The 16,959-nt window shown below is 59.7% G+C and carries 14 protein-coding genes; 8 read left to right on the top strand and 6 right to left on the bottom strand.

All coding sequences use genetic code 11. The features are described from left to right. Positions 1–12: 12 nt before the first annotated feature. Positions 13–999, bottom strand: coding sequence for an MlaD family protein (locus AC1Q5O_RS13715; protein WP_288192943.1), 987 nt, complete (start codon positions 997–999; stop codon positions 13–15). Between the two features lie 276 nt (positions 1,000–1,275). Between AC1Q5O_RS13715 and AC1Q5O_RS13710 the strand changes: the two genes are divergently transcribed. Then, a complete protein-coding gene (locus tag AC1Q5O_RS13710; RefSeq protein WP_492563659.1) occupies positions 1,276–1,722 on the top strand; it encodes a hypothetical protein in 447 nt (148 codons plus the stop codon). Positions 1,723–1,756: 34 nt separating this feature from the next. On the opposite strand, the gene AC1Q5O_RS13705 is transcribed toward AC1Q5O_RS13710, so the two are convergent. Beyond that, positions 1,757–2,437, bottom strand: coding sequence for a superoxide dismutase (locus AC1Q5O_RS13705; protein ID WP_492563657.1), 681 nt, complete (start codon positions 2,435–2,437; stop codon positions 1,757–1,759). 328 nt (positions 2,438–2,765) lie between these two features. Between AC1Q5O_RS13705 and AC1Q5O_RS13700 the strand changes: the two genes are divergently transcribed. The 3 genes from AC1Q5O_RS13700 (at position 2,766) to AC1Q5O_RS13690 (ending at position 6,788) form a co-directional block, all read left to right on the top strand. Next, positions 2,766–4,079, top strand: coding sequence for an MFS transporter (locus AC1Q5O_RS13700; RefSeq protein ID WP_492563655.1), 1,314 nt, complete (start codon positions 2,766–2,768; stop codon positions 4,077–4,079). Positions 4,080–4,159: 80 nt separating this feature from the next. Next, entirely contained in the window at positions 4,160–5,410 is a 1,251-nt protein-coding gene (locus AC1Q5O_RS13695) for an aminopeptidase (protein ID WP_492563654.1), read from the top strand. Between the two features lie 88 nt (positions 5,411–5,498). Further along, positions 5,499–6,788: an MFS transporter gene (locus AC1Q5O_RS13690; protein WP_464661692.1), complete on the top strand. Its 1,290-nt coding sequence runs from the start codon at positions 5,499–5,501 to the stop codon at positions 6,786–6,788. A 35-nt stretch (positions 6,789–6,823) separates the two neighbouring features. Here AC1Q5O_RS13690 and AC1Q5O_RS13685 read toward each other — a convergent pair whose 3' ends face one another. The 4 genes from AC1Q5O_RS13685 to AC1Q5O_RS13670 all read right to left on the bottom strand — a co-directional run bounded on the left by AC1Q5O_RS13685 (position 6,824) and on the right by AC1Q5O_RS13670 (position 10,811). Then, the gene (locus AC1Q5O_RS13685) at positions 6,824–7,615 is read right to left on the bottom strand and encodes an ABC transporter permease (RefSeq protein ID WP_492563652.1); all 792 of its coding nucleotides are present in this window, start codon (positions 7,613–7,615) and stop codon (positions 6,824–6,826) included. Next, entirely contained in the window at positions 7,612–8,463 is an 852-nt protein-coding gene (locus AC1Q5O_RS13680; protein WP_492563650.1) for an ABC transporter ATP-binding protein, read from the bottom strand. Before AC1Q5O_RS13680 ends, AC1Q5O_RS13685 begins: the two co-directional genes overlap by 4 nt. A 13-nt stretch (positions 8,464–8,476) precedes the next feature. Continuing rightward, positions 8,477–9,496, bottom strand: a complete 1,020-nt coding sequence (locus tag AC1Q5O_RS13675; RefSeq protein ID WP_492563648.1) for an ABC transporter substrate-binding protein — start codon at positions 9,494–9,496, stop codon at positions 8,477–8,479. A gap of 211 nt (positions 9,497–9,707) precedes the next feature. Then, on the bottom strand, positions 9,708–10,811 hold the full coding sequence (locus tag AC1Q5O_RS13670; protein WP_223613767.1) for a saccharopine dehydrogenase family protein: 1,104 nt from the start codon (positions 10,809–10,811) through the stop codon (positions 9,708–9,710). Between the two features lie 122 nt (positions 10,812–10,933). On the opposite strand from AC1Q5O_RS13670, the gene AC1Q5O_RS13665 reads away from it, so the two are divergent. From AC1Q5O_RS13665 to AC1Q5O_RS13650, 4 genes are all read left to right on the top strand, one after another. Then, a complete protein-coding gene (locus AC1Q5O_RS13665; protein ID WP_223613768.1) occupies positions 10,934–11,362 on the top strand; it encodes an Lrp/AsnC family transcriptional regulator in 429 nt (142 codons plus the stop codon). A 94-nt stretch (positions 11,363–11,456) separates the two neighbouring features. After that, positions 11,457–12,242, top strand: coding sequence for an ImuA family protein (locus AC1Q5O_RS13660; RefSeq protein WP_492563645.1), 786 nt, complete (start codon positions 11,457–11,459; stop codon positions 12,240–12,242). Further along, positions 12,151–13,707 (top strand): Y-family DNA polymerase, encoded by a 1,557-nt coding sequence (locus tag AC1Q5O_RS13655; RefSeq protein WP_492563643.1) that lies wholly within the window; start codon positions 12,151–12,153, stop codon positions 13,705–13,707. Before AC1Q5O_RS13660 ends, AC1Q5O_RS13655 begins: the two co-directional genes overlap by 92 nt. Continuing rightward, the gene (locus AC1Q5O_RS13650) at positions 13,707–16,955 is read left to right on the top strand and encodes an error-prone DNA polymerase (RefSeq protein ID WP_492563641.1); all 3,249 of its coding nucleotides are present in this window, start codon (positions 13,707–13,709) and stop codon (positions 16,953–16,955) included. Before AC1Q5O_RS13655 ends, AC1Q5O_RS13650 begins: the two co-directional genes overlap by 1 nt. Positions 16,956–16,959: the final 4 nt, after the last annotated feature.

The raw sequence follows: 16,959 nt of genomic DNA, 5'->3' as shown, positions 1-16,959 counted from the left end.
GCGATCCCGGATTCAGCGCCGCCCGTTATACTCCGGAACCTTGCTGTCTCCACCGAACAGAACGTCCCGCGGATTGCTGTCAAAGTTCGAAATCGCCCGTTCGATAGACTCGACCGAGCGCCGGCTGTCGGAAATGAACTTTTGCGCGTTGCGCAGCTTTTCACCGGTATAGGTTCCCAGTGTTTTCAGGATTGGCGCCAGCCGGGCCTGCAGGCTGTCAGCCGTATCGCGATAGGATTGCAGCTGTTCGCGGATATTGGCGACCGTGCTGCCCTTGTCTTCGGAGAGTTCCTTGTCCAGCTTCGTCAGCGCATCATCGACTTTGACAGACGCCTGGTTGATCCGCGACATGGTTTCACGCGCATCCTGTATCACCGCCTGCACATCCTGCGCCCGCTGTCCGTAACGGTTGATCATATCCGTGCTGTCGGCAAGCTGCTGGGTAAACGCCTTGGCTTCGTGCGCCCGGTCGAGCGCCGGCCCTTTCATCTCGTCCAGATAGTTTTCGGTTGCATCCATGGCACGATCCACGCGCTGCAGCACATCCTGCACCGTCTGGACAAGGGTTTTCAGGGATGACGGGTCGATATCGATACGCGCGACCGTATCTTCCTTTTCCGCTTCTTCAAGGAGCTTCGGCTCATAACTCTTGCCGCCCTTCAGCTCGATATAAGCTTGCCCGGTCAAAAGGACGAAAGCCAGCTGCGCCTGGGTCGACCGCGTGATTGGCGTGGTTGCATCGATCTGCGTCTGGGCGATCACCACATCGGGATTGCTGGCATCGACGAAAAGCCGGGTCACGTCACCAACCTTCAGACCGTTGAACAGAACCTGGCTTTTCACGGCCAGTCCCGTAACAGAGCCCGGAATGCGGATCTCAAGCATTGCCGTGGGCCGCGTATCGCCCAAACGCTCGATCCAGTAGACGAAACCAAGGGCCAGCGCACTCACCAGCAGGGTGAAAATACTGACCACAAGATAATTGGCCTTGGTTTCCATTTACAATTCCATTCATTCAGGCCGACAGATTTGCAACCTTATCGTGCAATATCCCTAACCCTGCGCGTCAAAGAACGCCACCACGTTCTTATGGTTCCGTCACAGGCGTTATGGCGGGGCCCAATGCCATAACGCCTCGCGTTACGTAACGCACGCAATCGTAACGATTGTTATCCACAGTCTGTATGTTACGTGACCATAATGTTGCCCGTTAGGGCACGCACCCCTATCTAGTTCATGCAAGTGATTCGCGTTCGTTACGGCACAGACATACCCATGGCACTATCCAACGCAGAGAGACAGAAACGGCACCGGGAGCGGCAAAAGCAGAAGCTCGCCGCGGCTGCACCGGGCCTGGCAGCTCAATACGAGAACGTCGGCGCGGACCTGCGCGAAAAGCTCTACAGCCTGATCAATGCCGAGAACATGCGCCGCGACCGGCTCCGCCGCACCGCTGGAATTGCGCCGGAGCCAACCGATTTCAGCCGGGTCATTCTCGATATCGCCCTGGACGAAGACCATTCCGGCCTTGCCGGCAAGGCGCGCATGATCCTGCTTGGCGCCCTGTGCATGGGCGAAAGTTCGGAAAAGGAAATCCGCGAGGCGCGCCTGGAGAAGGATGCGGCGCTGGCGCAGGAAGCGGCCGATGACGGGCAGGATGATGAACCGCAGGGACACATCAGCCCGCTCGAACACTATATCCGCGTCCCGAATTTCGGCTAGGCTATTTTCCGAACTATCGCGGCAAAGAACCGGATCAGGCGTCAAACCGGTCGGAAACGAACTGCCAGTTAACCAGCTTGTCGAGAACCGCTGCCACATGCTCGGCACGGCGGTTTTCATAGTCGAGATAATAGGCGTGCTCCCAGACGTCGATGCCAAGCACGGCCTTCCCGCCTTCAGCCAGCGGATCGCCAGCGTCTTTCATGCCCGCCACGGCAAGCTTGTCGCCATCCCTGACCAGCCAGACCCAGCCTGTCCCGAAGACATTGTCTGATTCGGCAACGATCTTCTTCTTCAGGCCATCAAGCCCGCCAAAGCCGCTTTCTGCCGCCGTTGCAAAGGCACCCCTGGCGGGCGCGGACCCGCCCTGGAATTGCTGCCAGTACACGTTATGGTTCCACGCCTGCGCCGCATTGTTGAAGACGGGCATATTGCCTTCCTTCTTCGCCCGCACCACCACCTCTTCGAGCGAAAGATCGGCATAGGGCGTCTTTTCCACCAGGGTGTTCAGCTTCTTGAAATAGCCCGCATGGTGCTTGCCATAATGCAGGCCGACCGTGCGCGCGGAGATGACGGGCGCCAGAGCGTCTTCAGCATAGGGCAGTTCCGGCTGCTTGAAAGGGGCGGCCGCACGCGCCTGGATGTTTGGAGCAAAGAGCGTTGTGGCTGCCACGGCGCCCGAGAGGACAAGCATATCGCGTCTGTTGAGATCCATCTTCTTCTCCTGAGGATTGTTGCCGGCAAAATGACAGGGGTGTTCGAGTGCAACGTGTCTTGTCTCGCGTCCTTCCCATTGTGAAAAACGGCACCGGTCAGAGGGAGTTCCCGGATCATGGCAATTTTCTGATCTTTGCGATCACGCTTTGGTGCAGTTGCGCGTCAGCGGATCGCGTCAAAATCGGCCGGGCAGATAAGGATTTGAATTCTGGCGGGGGCTGCCCTAAGACTTGGAGGCAGGGAGTCCCTGTTTCACACCGAAGAAACGCCATGCCGGAAGTCAGCGCCGCGCAGACGGTCAGCCACAATCAAAGGTAGGAATTTTCATGAGCGATATTGCCGAAACCGCACCCATTGCCGTTGCACCCGATGTTAAAACCCGACTGAAATCCATCATCGGCGGTTCAGCGGGTAATCTTGTCGAATGGTATGATTGGTATGTCTATGCCGCTTTCACGCTCTATTTTGCCCCCGTCTTTTTCCCTTCCGGCAACCAGACCGCCGAGCTTCTGAGCGCCGCAGCGGTCTTCGCCGTCGGCTTCCTGATGCGTCCGATCGGTGCCTGGGTCATGGGCATCTATGCCGACCGCAAGGGCCGCAAGGCTGGCCTCACCCTGTCCGTGACGCTGATGTGCCTGGGCTCACTGCTGATTGCCATCACGCCGGGCTACGAATCGATCGGCCTTCTGGCTCCAACCCTTCTGGTCCTGGCACGCCTGCTGCAGGGCCTGAGCGTCGGCGGCGAATATGGCGCCAGCGCAACCTATCTCAGCGAAATGGCCGGCAAGAACCGCCGCGGCTTCTATTCAAGCTTCCAGTACGTGACGCTGATTTCCGGACAGCTCGTGGCCCTTGTGGTCCTGCTTATCCTGCAGCGCATCCTGACACCGGAACAGCTCGGTGCGTGGGGCTGGCGCATTCCTTTCGCCATTGGCGGCTTCCTGGCCATCGCGGTTTTCTACATTCGCCGCGGCCTTGCCGAAACCCAGTCCTTTCACAACGCCAAGAACGATGACAAGCCGAAATCCAGCGGTTTTGCCCTGTTCCGGCACTATCCGAAAGAAGCGTTCACCGTTCTGGCGCTGACATCGGGCGGTACGCTCGCCTTCTATGCCTACACCACGTACCTGCAGAAATTCCTCGTCAACACCTCCGGTTTCAGCAAGGAATCCTCCACCGAGATCACCGCGCTTGCCCTGCTGATCTTCATGCTGTGCCAGCCGATTGCCGGGGCTCTTTCGGACAAGATCGGCCGCAAGCCGCTGATGGTCGGCTTCGGCATTCTCGGCGTTCTCTTCACCTATCCGATCTTCTCGACTTTGGCGGTCACAACCAACCCCTATACCGCTTTTGCCCTGTCGCTGGCCGGTCTGTTGATCGTGACGGGCTATACATCCATCAACGCTGTCGTGAAGGCTGAGCTTTTCCCCGCGCATATCCGGGCGCTTGGCGTTGCCCTGCCCTATGCGCTTGCCAACACGCTCTTTGGCGGCACTGCCGAATGGGTGGCGTTGAAATTCAAGGAGAAGGGCCACGAAACCTGGTTCTTCTGGTATGTCACCATCATGATCGGCCTGTCCCTCATCGTCTATATCAAGATGCGCGACAGCCGCGACCACAGCCTGATCCACGAGGATTGATCAGGCAGGCGGGGAAGCAGACTGTTGCGCGACCCCGCCTTATCTCCCGTTTTCCATTCCGCCGTCACTCTGGAACCGTCATGACCACATCCGCAAAGACCACCTCCATCGATTCCGCAAAACTCGACCGTCTGGCCGAAGTTGCCGTCAAAATCGGCCTGCAACTGCAAGCGGGGCAAGACCTCTTGATCACCGCGCCGCTGGCTGCGCTGCCGCTGGTGCGCCGTATCACCGAGCACGCCTACAAGGCGGGCGCCGGTCTGGTCACCTCCTTCTATGCGGACGAAGAAGCGACGCTGATGCGCTATCGCCATGCGCCCGCGGAGAGTTTCGACCACGCCGCCACATGGCTCTTCGAGGGAATGGCCAAGGCCTTTTCATCGAACACAGCGCGGCTTGCCATAGCCGGTGACAATCCCATGCTGCTTTCGGCGGAAGACCCGGAAAAGGTCGCCCGCGCCAACCGGGCAACCTCCAAGGCCTATCAGCCGGCACTGGAGAAAATTGCCGGTTTCGACGTCAACTGGAACATCGTTTCGTATCCGAATCCATCCTGGGCGAAGCAGGTTTTCCCGGATCTTTCCGAGGACGCAGCGGTTGCCAAATTGGCCGACGCCATCTTTGCCGCGTCGCGCGTTGACATTGATGATCCCGTCACCGCATGGCGGGAGCACAATGCCGTGCTTGCCAAACGCCGCGAATGGCTGAATGGCCTCAACTTCGCCTCCCTGCACTTCAAGGGCCCGGGCACCGATCTGGTTGTCGGTCTTGCCGACGAGCACCGGTGGCAGGGCGGCGCCTCGACCGCCAAGAATGGCATCACCTGCAACCCGAACATCCCGACGGAGGAGGTGTTCACCACGCCGCATGCCCTGCGCGTGGATGGACATGTCTCCAGTACGAAGCCTCTATCCCATCAGGGCACACTGATCGAGGATATCTCGGTGCGTTTTGAAGGCGGCAGGATCGTCGAGGCCAAGGCTTCGCGCGGCGAAGAGGTGTTCAACAAGGTGCTGAACACCGATGACGGGGCGCGGCGCCTGGGCGAAGTGGCACTGGTACCGCATTCGTCGCCGATCTCTGCTTCCGGCCTTCTGTTCTTCAATACCCTGTTTGATGAAAATGCCGCGAGCCATATCGCGCTCGGCCAGTGCTATTCCAAGTGCTTCGTCAACGGCGACACGCTGTCACCCGAAGAGGTTGCAGCACGCGGCGGCAACAAGAGCCTCATTCACATCGACTGGATGATCGGATCTGGCGAGATCGATGTGGATGGCGTCAATGCGGACGGCAGCACAGTCCCCGTCATGCGCCGGGGAGAATGGGCCTGAAAAACACCTGAAACGCATGCGTTGATGGTTACAAAATGAGCCAGTAGAACGCCTCCCGGGGTCAACCATGCCATTGGGAGGAAAATTCATGGCTCAGGACGGATTCGGAAAACGCGCGCGGCTGCTTTTTGCCAGCGCGGTGGGCACCATCATCGAATGGTATGACTTCTTTGTTTTTGCCACCTGCGCCGTGCTGGTTTTCGACAAGGCGTTTTTTCCGACCGCCGACCCGGCAATCGGCATTCTGCTCGGCCTGAGCACCTTTGCCATTGGTTTTATTGCCCGCCCGCTCGGCGGCATCATCTTCGGCGTGCTGGGCGACCGCATCGGCCGCAAGAATGCACTTGTGGTCAGCCTCGCCATGATGGGCGGCTCAACCTTTGCCATGGGCCTGTTGCCGACCTATGCCTCGGTTGGCGTTCTGGCACCCGCCTTGCTGGTGCTGCTGCGCATTTTCCAGGGGATTGCCGTGGGCGGCGAGGCCACAGGAGCGCTGCTCATCGTCGCCGAATCCATGCCGGGCAAACAGCGCGGCTTCTGGACCAGTTTCCCGATGATCGGCGGCCCCGCAGCAAACGTGCTGGCCGCAGCCACGATCAGCTTCCTGACCCTACGCTTCGGCGAGCAGGCCTTTGTCGACTGGGCATGGCGCCTGCCGTTCCTGTTCTCGATCGTTCTGGTTGTCCTTGGCTTCTGGATGCGCCGCAAGGTGGAGGAATCTCCTGCCTTCATCGAGCTGGTCGAGAAGCGCAAATCCGTGCCGGCCGCCCCTCTGTCGGAAGCCTTCAAGCATTTCAGCAAGCCCATGGGCCAGGTGTTTCTGGTCAAAACAGCCGAAAACACCCTGTTCTATCTGTTCACGACCTTCTTTCTCGTTCTCACCGTCCAGTTCCTCGGGCTGGCGCGGTCCGTCGGCGTGGGCGCCCTGTTCTGGGGCTCGATCCTTGAAGTCATCGTCATCATGGCCGCAGCCTACGCCTCGGATCGTTTTGGCCGCAAGCCATTGATGCTGCTGGGACTGGTTGGCGGCCTTGCTGCGGGTGCCTATCTGTTCAGCCTGCCGCACGGGGCCGATCCGCGTCTGGTCCTGCAGGCAACCCTGCTCACCCTGACATTCCACGGCATAATCGTCGGCAGCATGGCCCCGTTCTTCACGGAGCTGTTTCCGACTCATGTGCGCTATTCCGCCATGTCGATCAGCTATCAGGTCGCCTCGGTGGTCGGCGGCTCTGTTGCACCGCTGATTGCAACGCTGCTGCTCAACGCAACCGGCACGCCGCATGCGGTCATCATCTACGCGGCGGTCATGGTCATACCGGGCATTGTCTGCGTGCTCCTGTCGAAGGAAACGCGCGGAGCGGATCTGACGGCTATCTGAGCAAAGACCGTCACCGGAGTGCCGGTGGCGGTCGCCTATCTGCTGGTAATGACCGAGGTCCTGGGCCGCCAGACGAGCAGCCTGTTTTCGACCAGCGTCACCAGCCAGTCCACCAGTATGACAAAGCCCATCAGCACGAACATCCCCGCGAAAACGCCGGTGACATCGAACACGCTTTCGGCCTCGTGAATGAGGTAGCCGAGCCCGGCAGCGGACCCCAGATATTCGCCCACCACCGCACCGACCACGGCAAAACCCACGGATGTGTGCAGCGACGAGAACATCCATGAGAGGGCCGACGGCATGTAGACATGCCGCAGCAGCTGGCGCTCGTTCATTCCAAGCATGCGGGCGTTGGAAAGAACCGCGGGGCTGACTTCCTTGACGCCCTGATAGACATTGAAGAAGACGATGAAGAACACCAGCGTCACGCCCAGCGCCACCTTGGACCAGATGCCGAGCCCCAGCCACAACGCAAAGATCGGCGCGAGCACGACGCGCGGCAGGGCATTGGCCGCCTTGACATAGGGATCGAACACCGCAGCGAGCAAGGGCTTGCGGGCAAACCAGAACCCGATGATGACCCCGCCGAGCGAGCCGATGATGAAGGCAAGCGCCGCCTCGGTCAGCGTGATGCCGAGGTGGTACCAGATCGATCCTTCCATGAACCACTGGATCATGCGCTTGCCGACCGCGAGCGGTTCGGCAAAGAAAAAGCTGATGGTTTTCGGGTTGCCGATAAGGGTTGTCGTCGAGGCGATGTGCCAGAACACCAAGGTGACAACCGCCACAAGCACCTGCAGGCTGATCAGTGTAAGCCTGTTCATGGCCGGACCTCTTCCGTCTGCCGATAACCCTTCAAAACTTCCTCTTTTAAGGCATTCCAGATTTCCCGGTGCACCTCGTGGAATTGCGGCTCGGACTTGATGTCGGCCATGTTGCGCGGTCGCGCCAGCGGGATCGTGTAATTGCCGATGATACGGGATGAGGGTCCCGCCGACATGATGATCACTCGGTCGGCAAGACCGATGGCCTCATCAAGGTCGTGGGTAACGAACATCACCGCCTTGCGGTCCGCCGACCACAAATCGAGCAGGAGGTCACCCATGATCAGCCGTGTCTGGGCGTCGAGCGGCCCGAAAGGCTCATCCATGAGCAATATCTTGGGATGACGGATCAGCACCTGAGCCAGCCCGACGCGCTTGCGCTGGCCGCCCGACAGCATGTGCGGATAACGATCGGCGAAGGCCGCGAGACCCACTTTACCGAGCCAGACCCGTGCCTGCTCCAGGGCGTCGCGGCGCGGCGTGCCCGCCACCTCCAGCCCGATGGCCACGTTGTCGATCGCGGTCTTCCAGGGCATCAGTGAATCCTGCTGGAAGAGATAGCCTGCATGTTTGTTCAAGCCCGACAGCGGCTTGGCAAACGTGCGGACCTGCCCCTGCGCCGGCTTGAGAAGACCCGCCGTGGCATTGAGCAGTGTCGATTTTCCGCAGCCGGTGGGACCGACAATCGCCACGAACTCCCGGTCGCTGACCACGAGGTTCGTCTCACCGACAGCCTCATAGGTGCCGCCCCCCTGCAGGGGAAACGCAATATGGATGCCGTTGAGCTCAACGGCATTGACATCCTGGGCCTCGTTCAGGGCCTGCGTGGTCTTCCGTGCAATGATCATTGGCCCTTATGCCTCACCCCTTGATGAAACGGTCATCATAGGTCGCGGCAAGGTCAATCGTCGCATTGGCGAATTCGGGGTCGAGGATTTTCAGCGTATTGAGAACCGACTGCATGCCCTCCATGGGAAGAACCCCGTCCAGCGAGTAGGTCGGCAGCGAATTGGCGATGGCTTTGAGGTAAAGCGGCTTGTCACCCAGCTGGTATTCGGCGGGAACGCTGTCGGCGATCTCTTCCGGCGTAGCGCTATGCAGCCATTTCAGCGTCTTGACGAAAACACCCACCAGCGCCTTCGAGGTGTTGGGGTTCGCATCGGCGAAGTCCTTTTTCACATAGAGAACCGCCGCCGGATTGGAGCCGCCGAACAGGGCGCGCGTGCCTTCTTCGGTACGCGTATCGATGAGGATTTTGATATCGCCGTCCGCTTCGAGCTTGGCAATGACGGGATCCAGATGCGCAATCACATCCACCTGGCCCTGCTTGATCGCAGCAACAGCGCTGGCACCACCACCAATGCCGATCAGCGGCGCATCGTTGGCCTTCAAGCCCGCCTTTACCATGGCATACTGGACGGTCAGGGCCGTCGACGAACCGGGGGCGGTGACACCAAGCTTCAGGCCGGCAAAGTCGGCGGGAGATTTGACCTTGTCGGCCAGTTCCTTGCGCACGGCAATCACGATGGCCGGGAAACGCCCGAGCTCGCACAGTGCACGGACATCCTGCCCCTTCGCCTGCATGCGGATCGTGTGCTCGTAAGCACCGGTCACCACATCGACGGAGCCGCCCACCAGCGCCTGCAGGGATTTTGCCCCGCCGCCGAAATCGTTGATCGTCACATCAAGACCGGCATCCTTGAAAAAGCCGCGACGCTCGGCAATGGTCAGCGGGAGATAATAGAGGAGCGGCTTTCCGCCGACACCCAGCGTCAGGCTGGTTTTTTCCAGCGCCCCGCCTGTCTGTGCCATCAGTCCCGTGTTCGATGCAGCCAGCATGGACAGGGCCGCTGCGCCCACAAGAAATTCACGCCGTTCCATTGTCTTCCTCCCGGCATCACCTCCCGTTCAGCAAGACATAGAAACGCCCTGGTGAGCCGCGTGATGTTTACTGTTTTCACATGTTTTCAAAACGCTACCACCCCGATTCCGGAAGCGCAAGGCAAGGAAATGAACGAAACACCGCAACAAAAAACGCGCCGGATACGGGATCCGGCGCGTTGTTTTAAAGGTTAGCCGACAAGCGGAACGATCAGGCGACGAGGCGCCCTGCTGTTTCGGTCTGGGCATAGGCCTTGCCGAAACGGTTGGCGAGGAAGGCATCAAGCGCGATATCCTCCTGCTTGAGGAAGCCCTGCTGCGGCAGGTCGCCATTGGCCAGCATGTCGAGAACGGCGCAGATGGCCGACGCCGTGGTGATCTGGATGCCGCTGTACAGCACGTTGCCGATATGGCCGCTATAGACCTTGTTGGCATAGGTTTCCTGCAAGAGACGGCCCTTTTTGCGGCCGCTGACCGTAACGAAAATCACCACGACGTCCTGCATGGTCGAAGGCAGGGCGTTTTCCAGGATGTCCTTGAACACGTCGCGGCGGTCCCGCAGGCCAAGATCATTGAGCAGGGCCTTCATGATGGCGGCATGGCCGGGATAACGGATCGTGCGGTAGTTCAGCGTACGGACCTTGCCGAGCAGCGTTTCGCACAGGGTACCAAGACCGCCCGACGTGTTGAAAGCCTCGTAGGTTACGCCGTCGAGCGAGAATTCCTCGCGCTCTTCCAGCGGCGGCACTTCGGTCAGCTCACCGTCGACGATGGCTTCGCATGGCTCGCAATATTCGTTGATGACGCCGTCCGTGCTCCAGGTCAGGTTGTAGTTGAGCGCATTCGACGGGTACTGCGGCAACGCACCGACGCGCATGCGCACGCTTTCCAGCGTATCGAAGCGCTTGGCCAGATCATTGGCGACAATCGAGATGAAGCCCGGGGCCAGACCGCACTGGGGAATGAAGGCTGTCTTTGCCGTCGCCGAAAGCTGCTTGACGATGCGGGTGCTGGCAACATCCTCGGTCAGGTCGAGATAATGCACGTCCGACGACGCAGCGGCTTGCGCAATCCGCGTGGTCAGGTGGAAGGGAGCGGCGCTGAGCACGGCGAATTTGCCGGCGAGAACCTTTTCAAGCGCGCCCTCTTCAGCAATCTCGATGCAACGGGTAACGACAAGCGGGGAAACGTCCAGGGCATCAAGCTGTGCCTGGGCCCGGTCGACGACCGTTACGCGGTAGTCCCCGGTGTTTGCGAGCAGGTTGGCGATTGTTCCGCCGATTTTGCCTGCACCGACGATGACGATCTCTTTCATGTGATTCCCCTCAGGATTTCAGAACTTTCATTATTTTCTCACCCTTGTTCGTCGAAATGAAGTGTGTAAACTGACGATATAACACCCTATTTTTTGGCAATACGCCGTATGAGTTTGACATTATGCTGACAGATGCCGATCACGCCCTGCTTTCCCTGCTGCGCGAGAACGCCCGCGCCTCGACCGCCGACCTTGCCCGTAAGCTCGGCGTGTCGCGCACCACCGTACAAAGCCGCATCGAACGGCTGGAAAAGCGCGGGATGATTCGCGGCTACAGCGTGCTGCTTTCCCCCGAATATGAGCGGGATCTGGTCAAGGCGCATGTGCTGGTCACGGCCCTGCCGAAATTTGCCAAGCGGGTTGAAGCGGCATTGCGCGAGATTGCCTGGGTGCGGACCCTGCATTCGGTCAGCGGACAGTACGACATGATCGTCATCCTGGAAGCGCCCTCCATCAGTGAGCTCGATACATTGCTGGATCGGATCGGCGCGTTGGAAGGTGTGGAACGCACCATTTCGTCCATCATCCTTTCCACGCGCATCGACCGCTGAGTCATATAATCCGTCCCTCCATGGACTCCGCTTGACTCTTTGGCCGAATGGATTCCATAATAGAACATATCATGAACATTCAGGGGAAACCGTGGTGACAACCGTCGACCTTACGGCGTTGCGGCGCGACATCGCGTCTTTAAGCGAGCGGAATGCGCTGGAAGCGCAGGCGCCGCGCAGTGCCTTTGGTTTTGGCGACAGAAGCATCGACAGGGTGCTTGGCAAGGGATTGCAACGCGGCGCGCTGCATGAGGTCTTTTCGGCGGAAATGCACGATGCGGGCGCAGCAACGGGCTTCGTCATCGCCCTTGCCCTGCGCTCATCCAGCGCCCGGAGCCCTCTTATCTGGCTGGAAGAGGATTTTGCCGCGCAGGAACACGGTTTTCCCTATGCGCCGGGGTTGAAGCATCTCGGGCTTGATCCGCAGCGGCTCGTCATCGTGCGCTGTTCGTCGCCGCAGGATGTGCTGAAAGCCGCATCGGACAGCCTTGGCATCCGCGGAACGGGCGCGGTCATCATAGCGCCGTGGAGCAATCCGAAATGCCTCGACCTGACAGCCACGCGCAAATTGCTGCTGACCGCCCAGCAGACGGGCGTGCCCGCCTTCCTGCTGCGGCTCGGCGCCGTTCCAATCGACAATTCCGCCGTGACACGCTGGATGATCCGCTCGAACGCGTCGCGGTCGAGCGGCGCCAATGCGCCGGGTCACCCGGTGTTTGACGCCACCCTTATACGCAACAGGCAGGGCATGACAGGCCATTGGATCCTGCAATGGGAGAGTGACAATCATGTTTTCAGACAGATCGAACCGGTTTCTGGCGCTGTGGTTTCCACACCTGCCCACCGACCGCCTCAAACGCGAAAATCCGCAAAGGGCTGAGTCCGGACAGTTCCTGATTGTCGTCGACAAAGTCGCCAACGCCTTGCGCCTGACAGCCCTTGACGAACGCGCCGCCAAGGCAGGCCTGTTCAAGACCATGGCTTTGACCGACGCCCGGGCGCAGTTTGAAAATCTCGATATTGCCTTCGCTTCACCGCGCAAGGACGCTGCCCTCTTGGAGAAACTCGCTGACTGGTGCGACCGCTACACGCCACTGGTCGCACTCGACGGCCCCGATGGGCTTATGCTCGATATTACCGGCTGCGTGCATCTCTTCGGTGACGAGCATCAATTGCGCCGGGATATCCACCAGCGCCTGAGCCAGCATGGCGTTGTGGTCCGCTCGGCCATTACAGGCAATGCGGCGGCAGCCCACGCATTTGCCCGTCATTCACCGGGAGACGTGATCGGGGATTCCGCGCTTAAGGAAAAATTGCGTCGCTTGCGCCTCGTCAGCCTCGAGATCGAGGATGTTCATCTGGCCGGTCTGAAGAGAGCCGGACTGCGCACGGTCGGCGATGTCGAAGTGCTTCCCCGTGCTGCCCTTGCCGCGCGTTTCGGCGCCGGGCTGGTGGATCGCCTCGATGCCCTTTTCGGCTATGCGCACCACCCGATCTCCCCCCGGCGTATTGTTCCCGCCTGCATGGTCGAGCGGCGCATGGCCGAACCCTTGATTGTCATGGACAGTGTTGAGCTGGTGCTGCATGCGCTGGGCGATGAACTTTTCCGGCAGTTGCAGCAGCGTGTCGAGGGCGCGCGGGAAGTCGAGGCTTCGTTTTTCCGCGTCGATGGTGAGGTCAGGCGGATCGGCATTCAGGCCGGCCGGCCGCTGACCGACACCAAAACCCTGTTCAGGTTGCTGAAGGAGCGGCTCACCACCCTCGCAGAACCGCTCGATGCCGGTTACGGCTTTGACATCATCCGTCTTGCGGCGGTGCGGGCCGAGCGAACCCAAACCATGCAAAAAAGCCTCGACAGCACTGTTCGGGAAACCGAAGAGATCGGCGGGCTGATCGACCGTCTGTCCATTCGTCTCGGCACCAGCCGGGTTCTGCGTCCGCACTCCGTCGATACGCATATTCCCGAGCGCGCCGTTTCACTGGAACCGGCTATTCACACCATCGCAAATCTGCAGGTCGAATGGGCGCCCGTTCAGCACCCGGGCGAGCCGCCCGAGCGCCCGGTCCGACTGTTCCAGCCGCCGGAACAGATTGAAACCACGGCAGGAATTCCCGACGGCGCCCCGGCACAATTCGTCTGGCGACGGGTCCGGCACAATATCGTCCTGGCCGAAGGGCCGGAGCGCATCGCGCCGGAATGGTGGCGGGAACATGCCGGCGCCCTGACACGGGATTATTATCGCCTCGAAGACAATCATGGGCACCGTTTCTGGGTCTTCCGCGAAGGCCTGTATGAGCGCGGCCAGACCACCCCGCGCTGGTATCTGCATGGGCTTTTTGCCTGATGCCCGGCTACACGGAACTTGCCGTCACCAGCAATTTCTCCTTTCTCGAAGGCGCCTCGCAGCCGGAGGAATTGGTGCAGGCAGCAGCATTGCTCGGCCTTGACGGCATAGGCATCGCCGACCGCAACACGCTTGCCGGGGTTGTCCGGGCCTACAAAGCGCATCAGGAAATGACGGAGGAGCAAGGAATAAAGCTCAAGCTCTTTATCGGCTGCTGCCTGATGTTCATCGACGGCACGCCCGATCTGGTCGTCTATCCGCGCGACCGCCCGGCTTATGGGCAGCTGTGCCGCCTTTTGAGCGAGGGGAAAAAGCGGGCTGAGATCAAGGGCAAGTGCCATCTGGTGCTGGAGGATTTCCTTTTCCGCGCCAAGGATTTCCAGACGGTGGTCATGCCATCAGGACAGCCGGATGAAGATCTCGGACCTGTACTGAAAAAGCTAAGCGTCGTTGCGCCGGGATGTGTCTGGCTTGGTCTTGCCATGTCTTACGAAGGCGCTGACCGGCGTCATGGCGAACAGCTGGAGCGTATCGCCACTACAGCCGGTGTTCCGCTGCTGGCGGTCAACAATGTGCTCTACCACACCGCTTCCCGCCGCCCTCTGCAGGATGTGCTGACCTGCATCCGGGACCATGTCACCATTGATACGGCCGGGCGAAGGCTGGAGAAGAACGCAGAAAGGCATCTGAAATCACCGGAGGAAATGCAACATCTCTTCCGGCATTTTCCCTTAGCCCTTGAGGAAATCCGCCGGTTCACCGCGCCGGTCACCTTCTCGCTCGGTGAACTGCAATACCATTATCCCGATGAACCCGTGCCGCCGGGCAAAACCCCGCAGCAGCATCTGGCTGACGAGACATGGAAGGGCGCGGCTAAACGGTATCCTGACGGCATTCCGGAAATGGTCCGCGACCTCCTGAACAAGGAACTGACGCTGATCGCAACATTGGGATATGCGCCGTATTTCCTGACGGTGCATGATATCGTCACCTATGCGCAGTCGCAGAATATCCTGTGCCAGGGCCGGGGTTCGTCCGCCAATTCAGCCGTCTGCTATTGCCTGCACATCACCGCTGTCGATCCGACGAACGGCAATGCGCTGTTCGAACGCTTTCTCTCGGCCGAGCGCAAGGAACCACCCGATATCGATGTCGACTTCGAACACGAGCGCCGCGAGGAAATCATGCAATGGGTTTACAAGCGCTACGGCCGGGACCGCGCAGCCATCGTCGCGACGGTTATCAGCTACCGCCCGCGCAGCGCCATCCGCGATGTCGGCAAGGCCCTGGGGCTGACCGAAGATGTGACGGCTGCGCTTGCCAATACGGTCTGGGGCAGTTGGGGCTCCACCGTGGACAGGCAGCATGTGCAGCAGGCGGGTCTTGACCCCGACAACATCATGATCCGTCGTGCCGTCAAGCTGGCGACGGAACTGCTCGGTTTTCCGCGCCATCTCTCGCAACACGTCGGCGGCTTCGTCCTGACACGGGAGCGACTTGATGAAACCGTTCCCATCGGCCCCGCAGCCAAGGAGAAGCGTTCCTTCATCGAGTGGGACAAGGACGATATCGATACGCTCCGGATCATGAAGGTCGATGTGCTGTCACTCGGCATGCTGACATGCATCCGCAAGGCTTTTGATCTCATTCATCAGCATAAGGGCAAACGTTACGAGTTGGCGGACCTGGAGCCCACTGACGAGAAGGTCTACGACATGCTGTGCGCGGCGGACTCCCTCGGGGTGTTTCAGGTGGAAAGCCGCGCTCAGATGAACATGCTGCCGCGCCTGCGCCCGCGGGAGTTTTACGATCTGGTCATCGAGGTCGCCATTGTGCGGCCAGGGCCGATTCAGGGTGACATGGTGCATCCCTATTTGCGGCGGCGCAAACGCATAGAGAACGTCGATTACCCATCGCCGTCTCCCGAATATGGCGACAAGGATGAACTGAAAAATGTTCTGATTAAAACATTGGGCGTTCCCCTGTTTCAGGAACAGGCCATGCGCATTGCCATTGAAGCGGCGGGTTTCACCCCCGATGAGGCCAACAAGCTCCGCAGTGCCATGGCAACGTTCCGCAATCGCGGCACCATTCACAAGATGCAGGAGCAGATGGTCGAGGGCATGGTGCGCCGCGGCTATGAGCGCAGCTTTGCCGAAAACTGCTTCAACCAGATCAAGGGTTTCGGTGAATATGGTTTTCCGGAGAGCCATGCGGCGAGTTTTGCCATTCTCGTCTATGTTTCCTCCTGGATCAAATACCACCATCCGGAAGTGTTTGCCGCCGCCCTCCTGAATTCGCAGCCCATGGGTTTTTATGCCCCGGCCCAGATCATCCGTGACGCCCGCGAGCACGATGTCGAAGTGCGTCCTGTCGATGTCAATTTCAGCGAATGGGATAACACGCTGGAAACGGGTAACAGCGGTAATTTTGCCATGCGCATGGGCTTGCGGCAGGTCGACGGCTTCTCGAAAGCCTGGGCCGACGAAATTTGCGCAAAGCGGAAAAAGCCCTATGCGGACATTGAAGAGGTTCGCCGTCTGACGCGACTGGAGCGCCGCGCCTTTGTCCTGCTCGCCGATGCGGATGCATTTCGCTCGTTAGCCATTGACCGGCGCGAAGCACTCTGGGCCGTGCGCCGATTTCCCGACAATACAACCCTGCCACTCTTCCAGATTGCCGAAACCAACGAACTTGCAGTCGAAGCGCAGACACGGTTGCCGCCTATGCAGATGGCTGAGCATGTCATTGCCGACTATGAATCCTTCCGGCTATCGCTCAAGGGACACCCCATGCAGTTTCTGCGGGACATGCTTGGCCGTGAAGGCGTCGTGACCTGCAGACAGGCCACTGCTCTGGCCAGCAACAGGCGCGTCAAGCTTGCCGGCGTGGTCACGGTCCGCCAGAGGCCGGGCAGCGCCAAAGGTGTTGTCTTCATGACGATCGAGGATGAAACCGGCATTGCCAACATCATCGTCTGGGCGAAGACAATGGCCACCTATCGCAAGGAAGTGATGAGTTCCCGCCTCATCCTGATCGAGGGAACGGTCCAGAGCAGCGATAACGTCACGCATATCGTTGCCCGCAAACTGATTGACCGCACGGCGGATCTGTATCGGCTTTCGGAACAACTGCCGCCCTTGCCGGTATCGCATGCCGATGAAGTGGTTCATCCGGTTCCCGATCAACCGAGAGCCCGTCATCCGCGCAAGGTCCGGATTCTGCCAAAATCCCGGGATTTTCATTGAGTCG

The organism is Phyllobacterium sp. MT110, from assembly GCF_058792715.1.
The sequence above is the reverse complement of the archived record's forward strand: the minus strand, read 5'-3'. Positions and strand labels throughout refer to the sequence as shown.

Excerpts from the sequence above, each read along its gene's own strand:
- AC1Q5O_RS13665 (WP_223613768.1), top strand. The coding sequence starts at position 10,934 with ATGCTGACAGATGCCGATCACGCCCTGCTTTCCCTGCTGCGCGAGAAC.
- AC1Q5O_RS13675 (WP_492563648.1), bottom strand. The coding sequence starts at position 9,496 with ATGGAACGGCGTGAATTTCTTGTGGGCGCAGCGGCCCTGTCCATGCTG.
- AC1Q5O_RS13680 (WP_492563650.1), bottom strand. The coding sequence starts at position 8,463 with ATGATCATTGCACGGAAGACCACGCAGGCCCTGAACGAGGCCCAGGAT.
- AC1Q5O_RS13670 (WP_223613767.1), bottom strand. The coding sequence starts at position 10,811 with ATGAAAGAGATCGTCATCGTCGGTGCAGGCAAAATCGGCGGAACAATC.
- AC1Q5O_RS13655 (WP_492563643.1), top strand. The coding sequence starts at position 12,151 with ATGTTTTCAGACAGATCGAACCGGTTTCTGGCGCTGTGGTTTCCACAC.
- AC1Q5O_RS13690 (WP_464661692.1), top strand. The coding sequence starts at position 5,499 with ATGGCTCAGGACGGATTCGGAAAACGCGCGCGGCTGCTTTTTGCCAGC.
- AC1Q5O_RS13650 (WP_492563641.1), top strand. The coding sequence starts at position 13,707 with ATGCCCGGCTACACGGAACTTGCCGTCACCAGCAATTTCTCCTTTCTC.
- AC1Q5O_RS13705 (WP_492563657.1), bottom strand. The coding sequence starts at position 2,437 with ATGGATCTCAACAGACGCGATATGCTTGTCCTCTCGGGCGCCGTGGCA.
- AC1Q5O_RS13700 (WP_492563655.1), top strand. The coding sequence starts at position 2,766 with ATGAGCGATATTGCCGAAACCGCACCCATTGCCGTTGCACCCGATGTT.
- AC1Q5O_RS13695 (WP_492563654.1), top strand. The coding sequence starts at position 4,160 with ATGACCACATCCGCAAAGACCACCTCCATCGATTCCGCAAAACTCGAC.
- AC1Q5O_RS13715 (WP_288192943.1), bottom strand. The coding sequence starts at position 999 with ATGGAAACCAAGGCCAATTATCTTGTGGTCAGTATTTTCACCCTGCTG.
- AC1Q5O_RS13710 (WP_492563659.1), top strand. The coding sequence starts at position 1,276 with ATGGCACTATCCAACGCAGAGAGACAGAAACGGCACCGGGAGCGGCAA.
- AC1Q5O_RS13685 (WP_492563652.1), bottom strand. The coding sequence starts at position 7,615 with ATGAACAGGCTTACACTGATCAGCCTGCAGGTGCTTGTGGCGGTTGTC.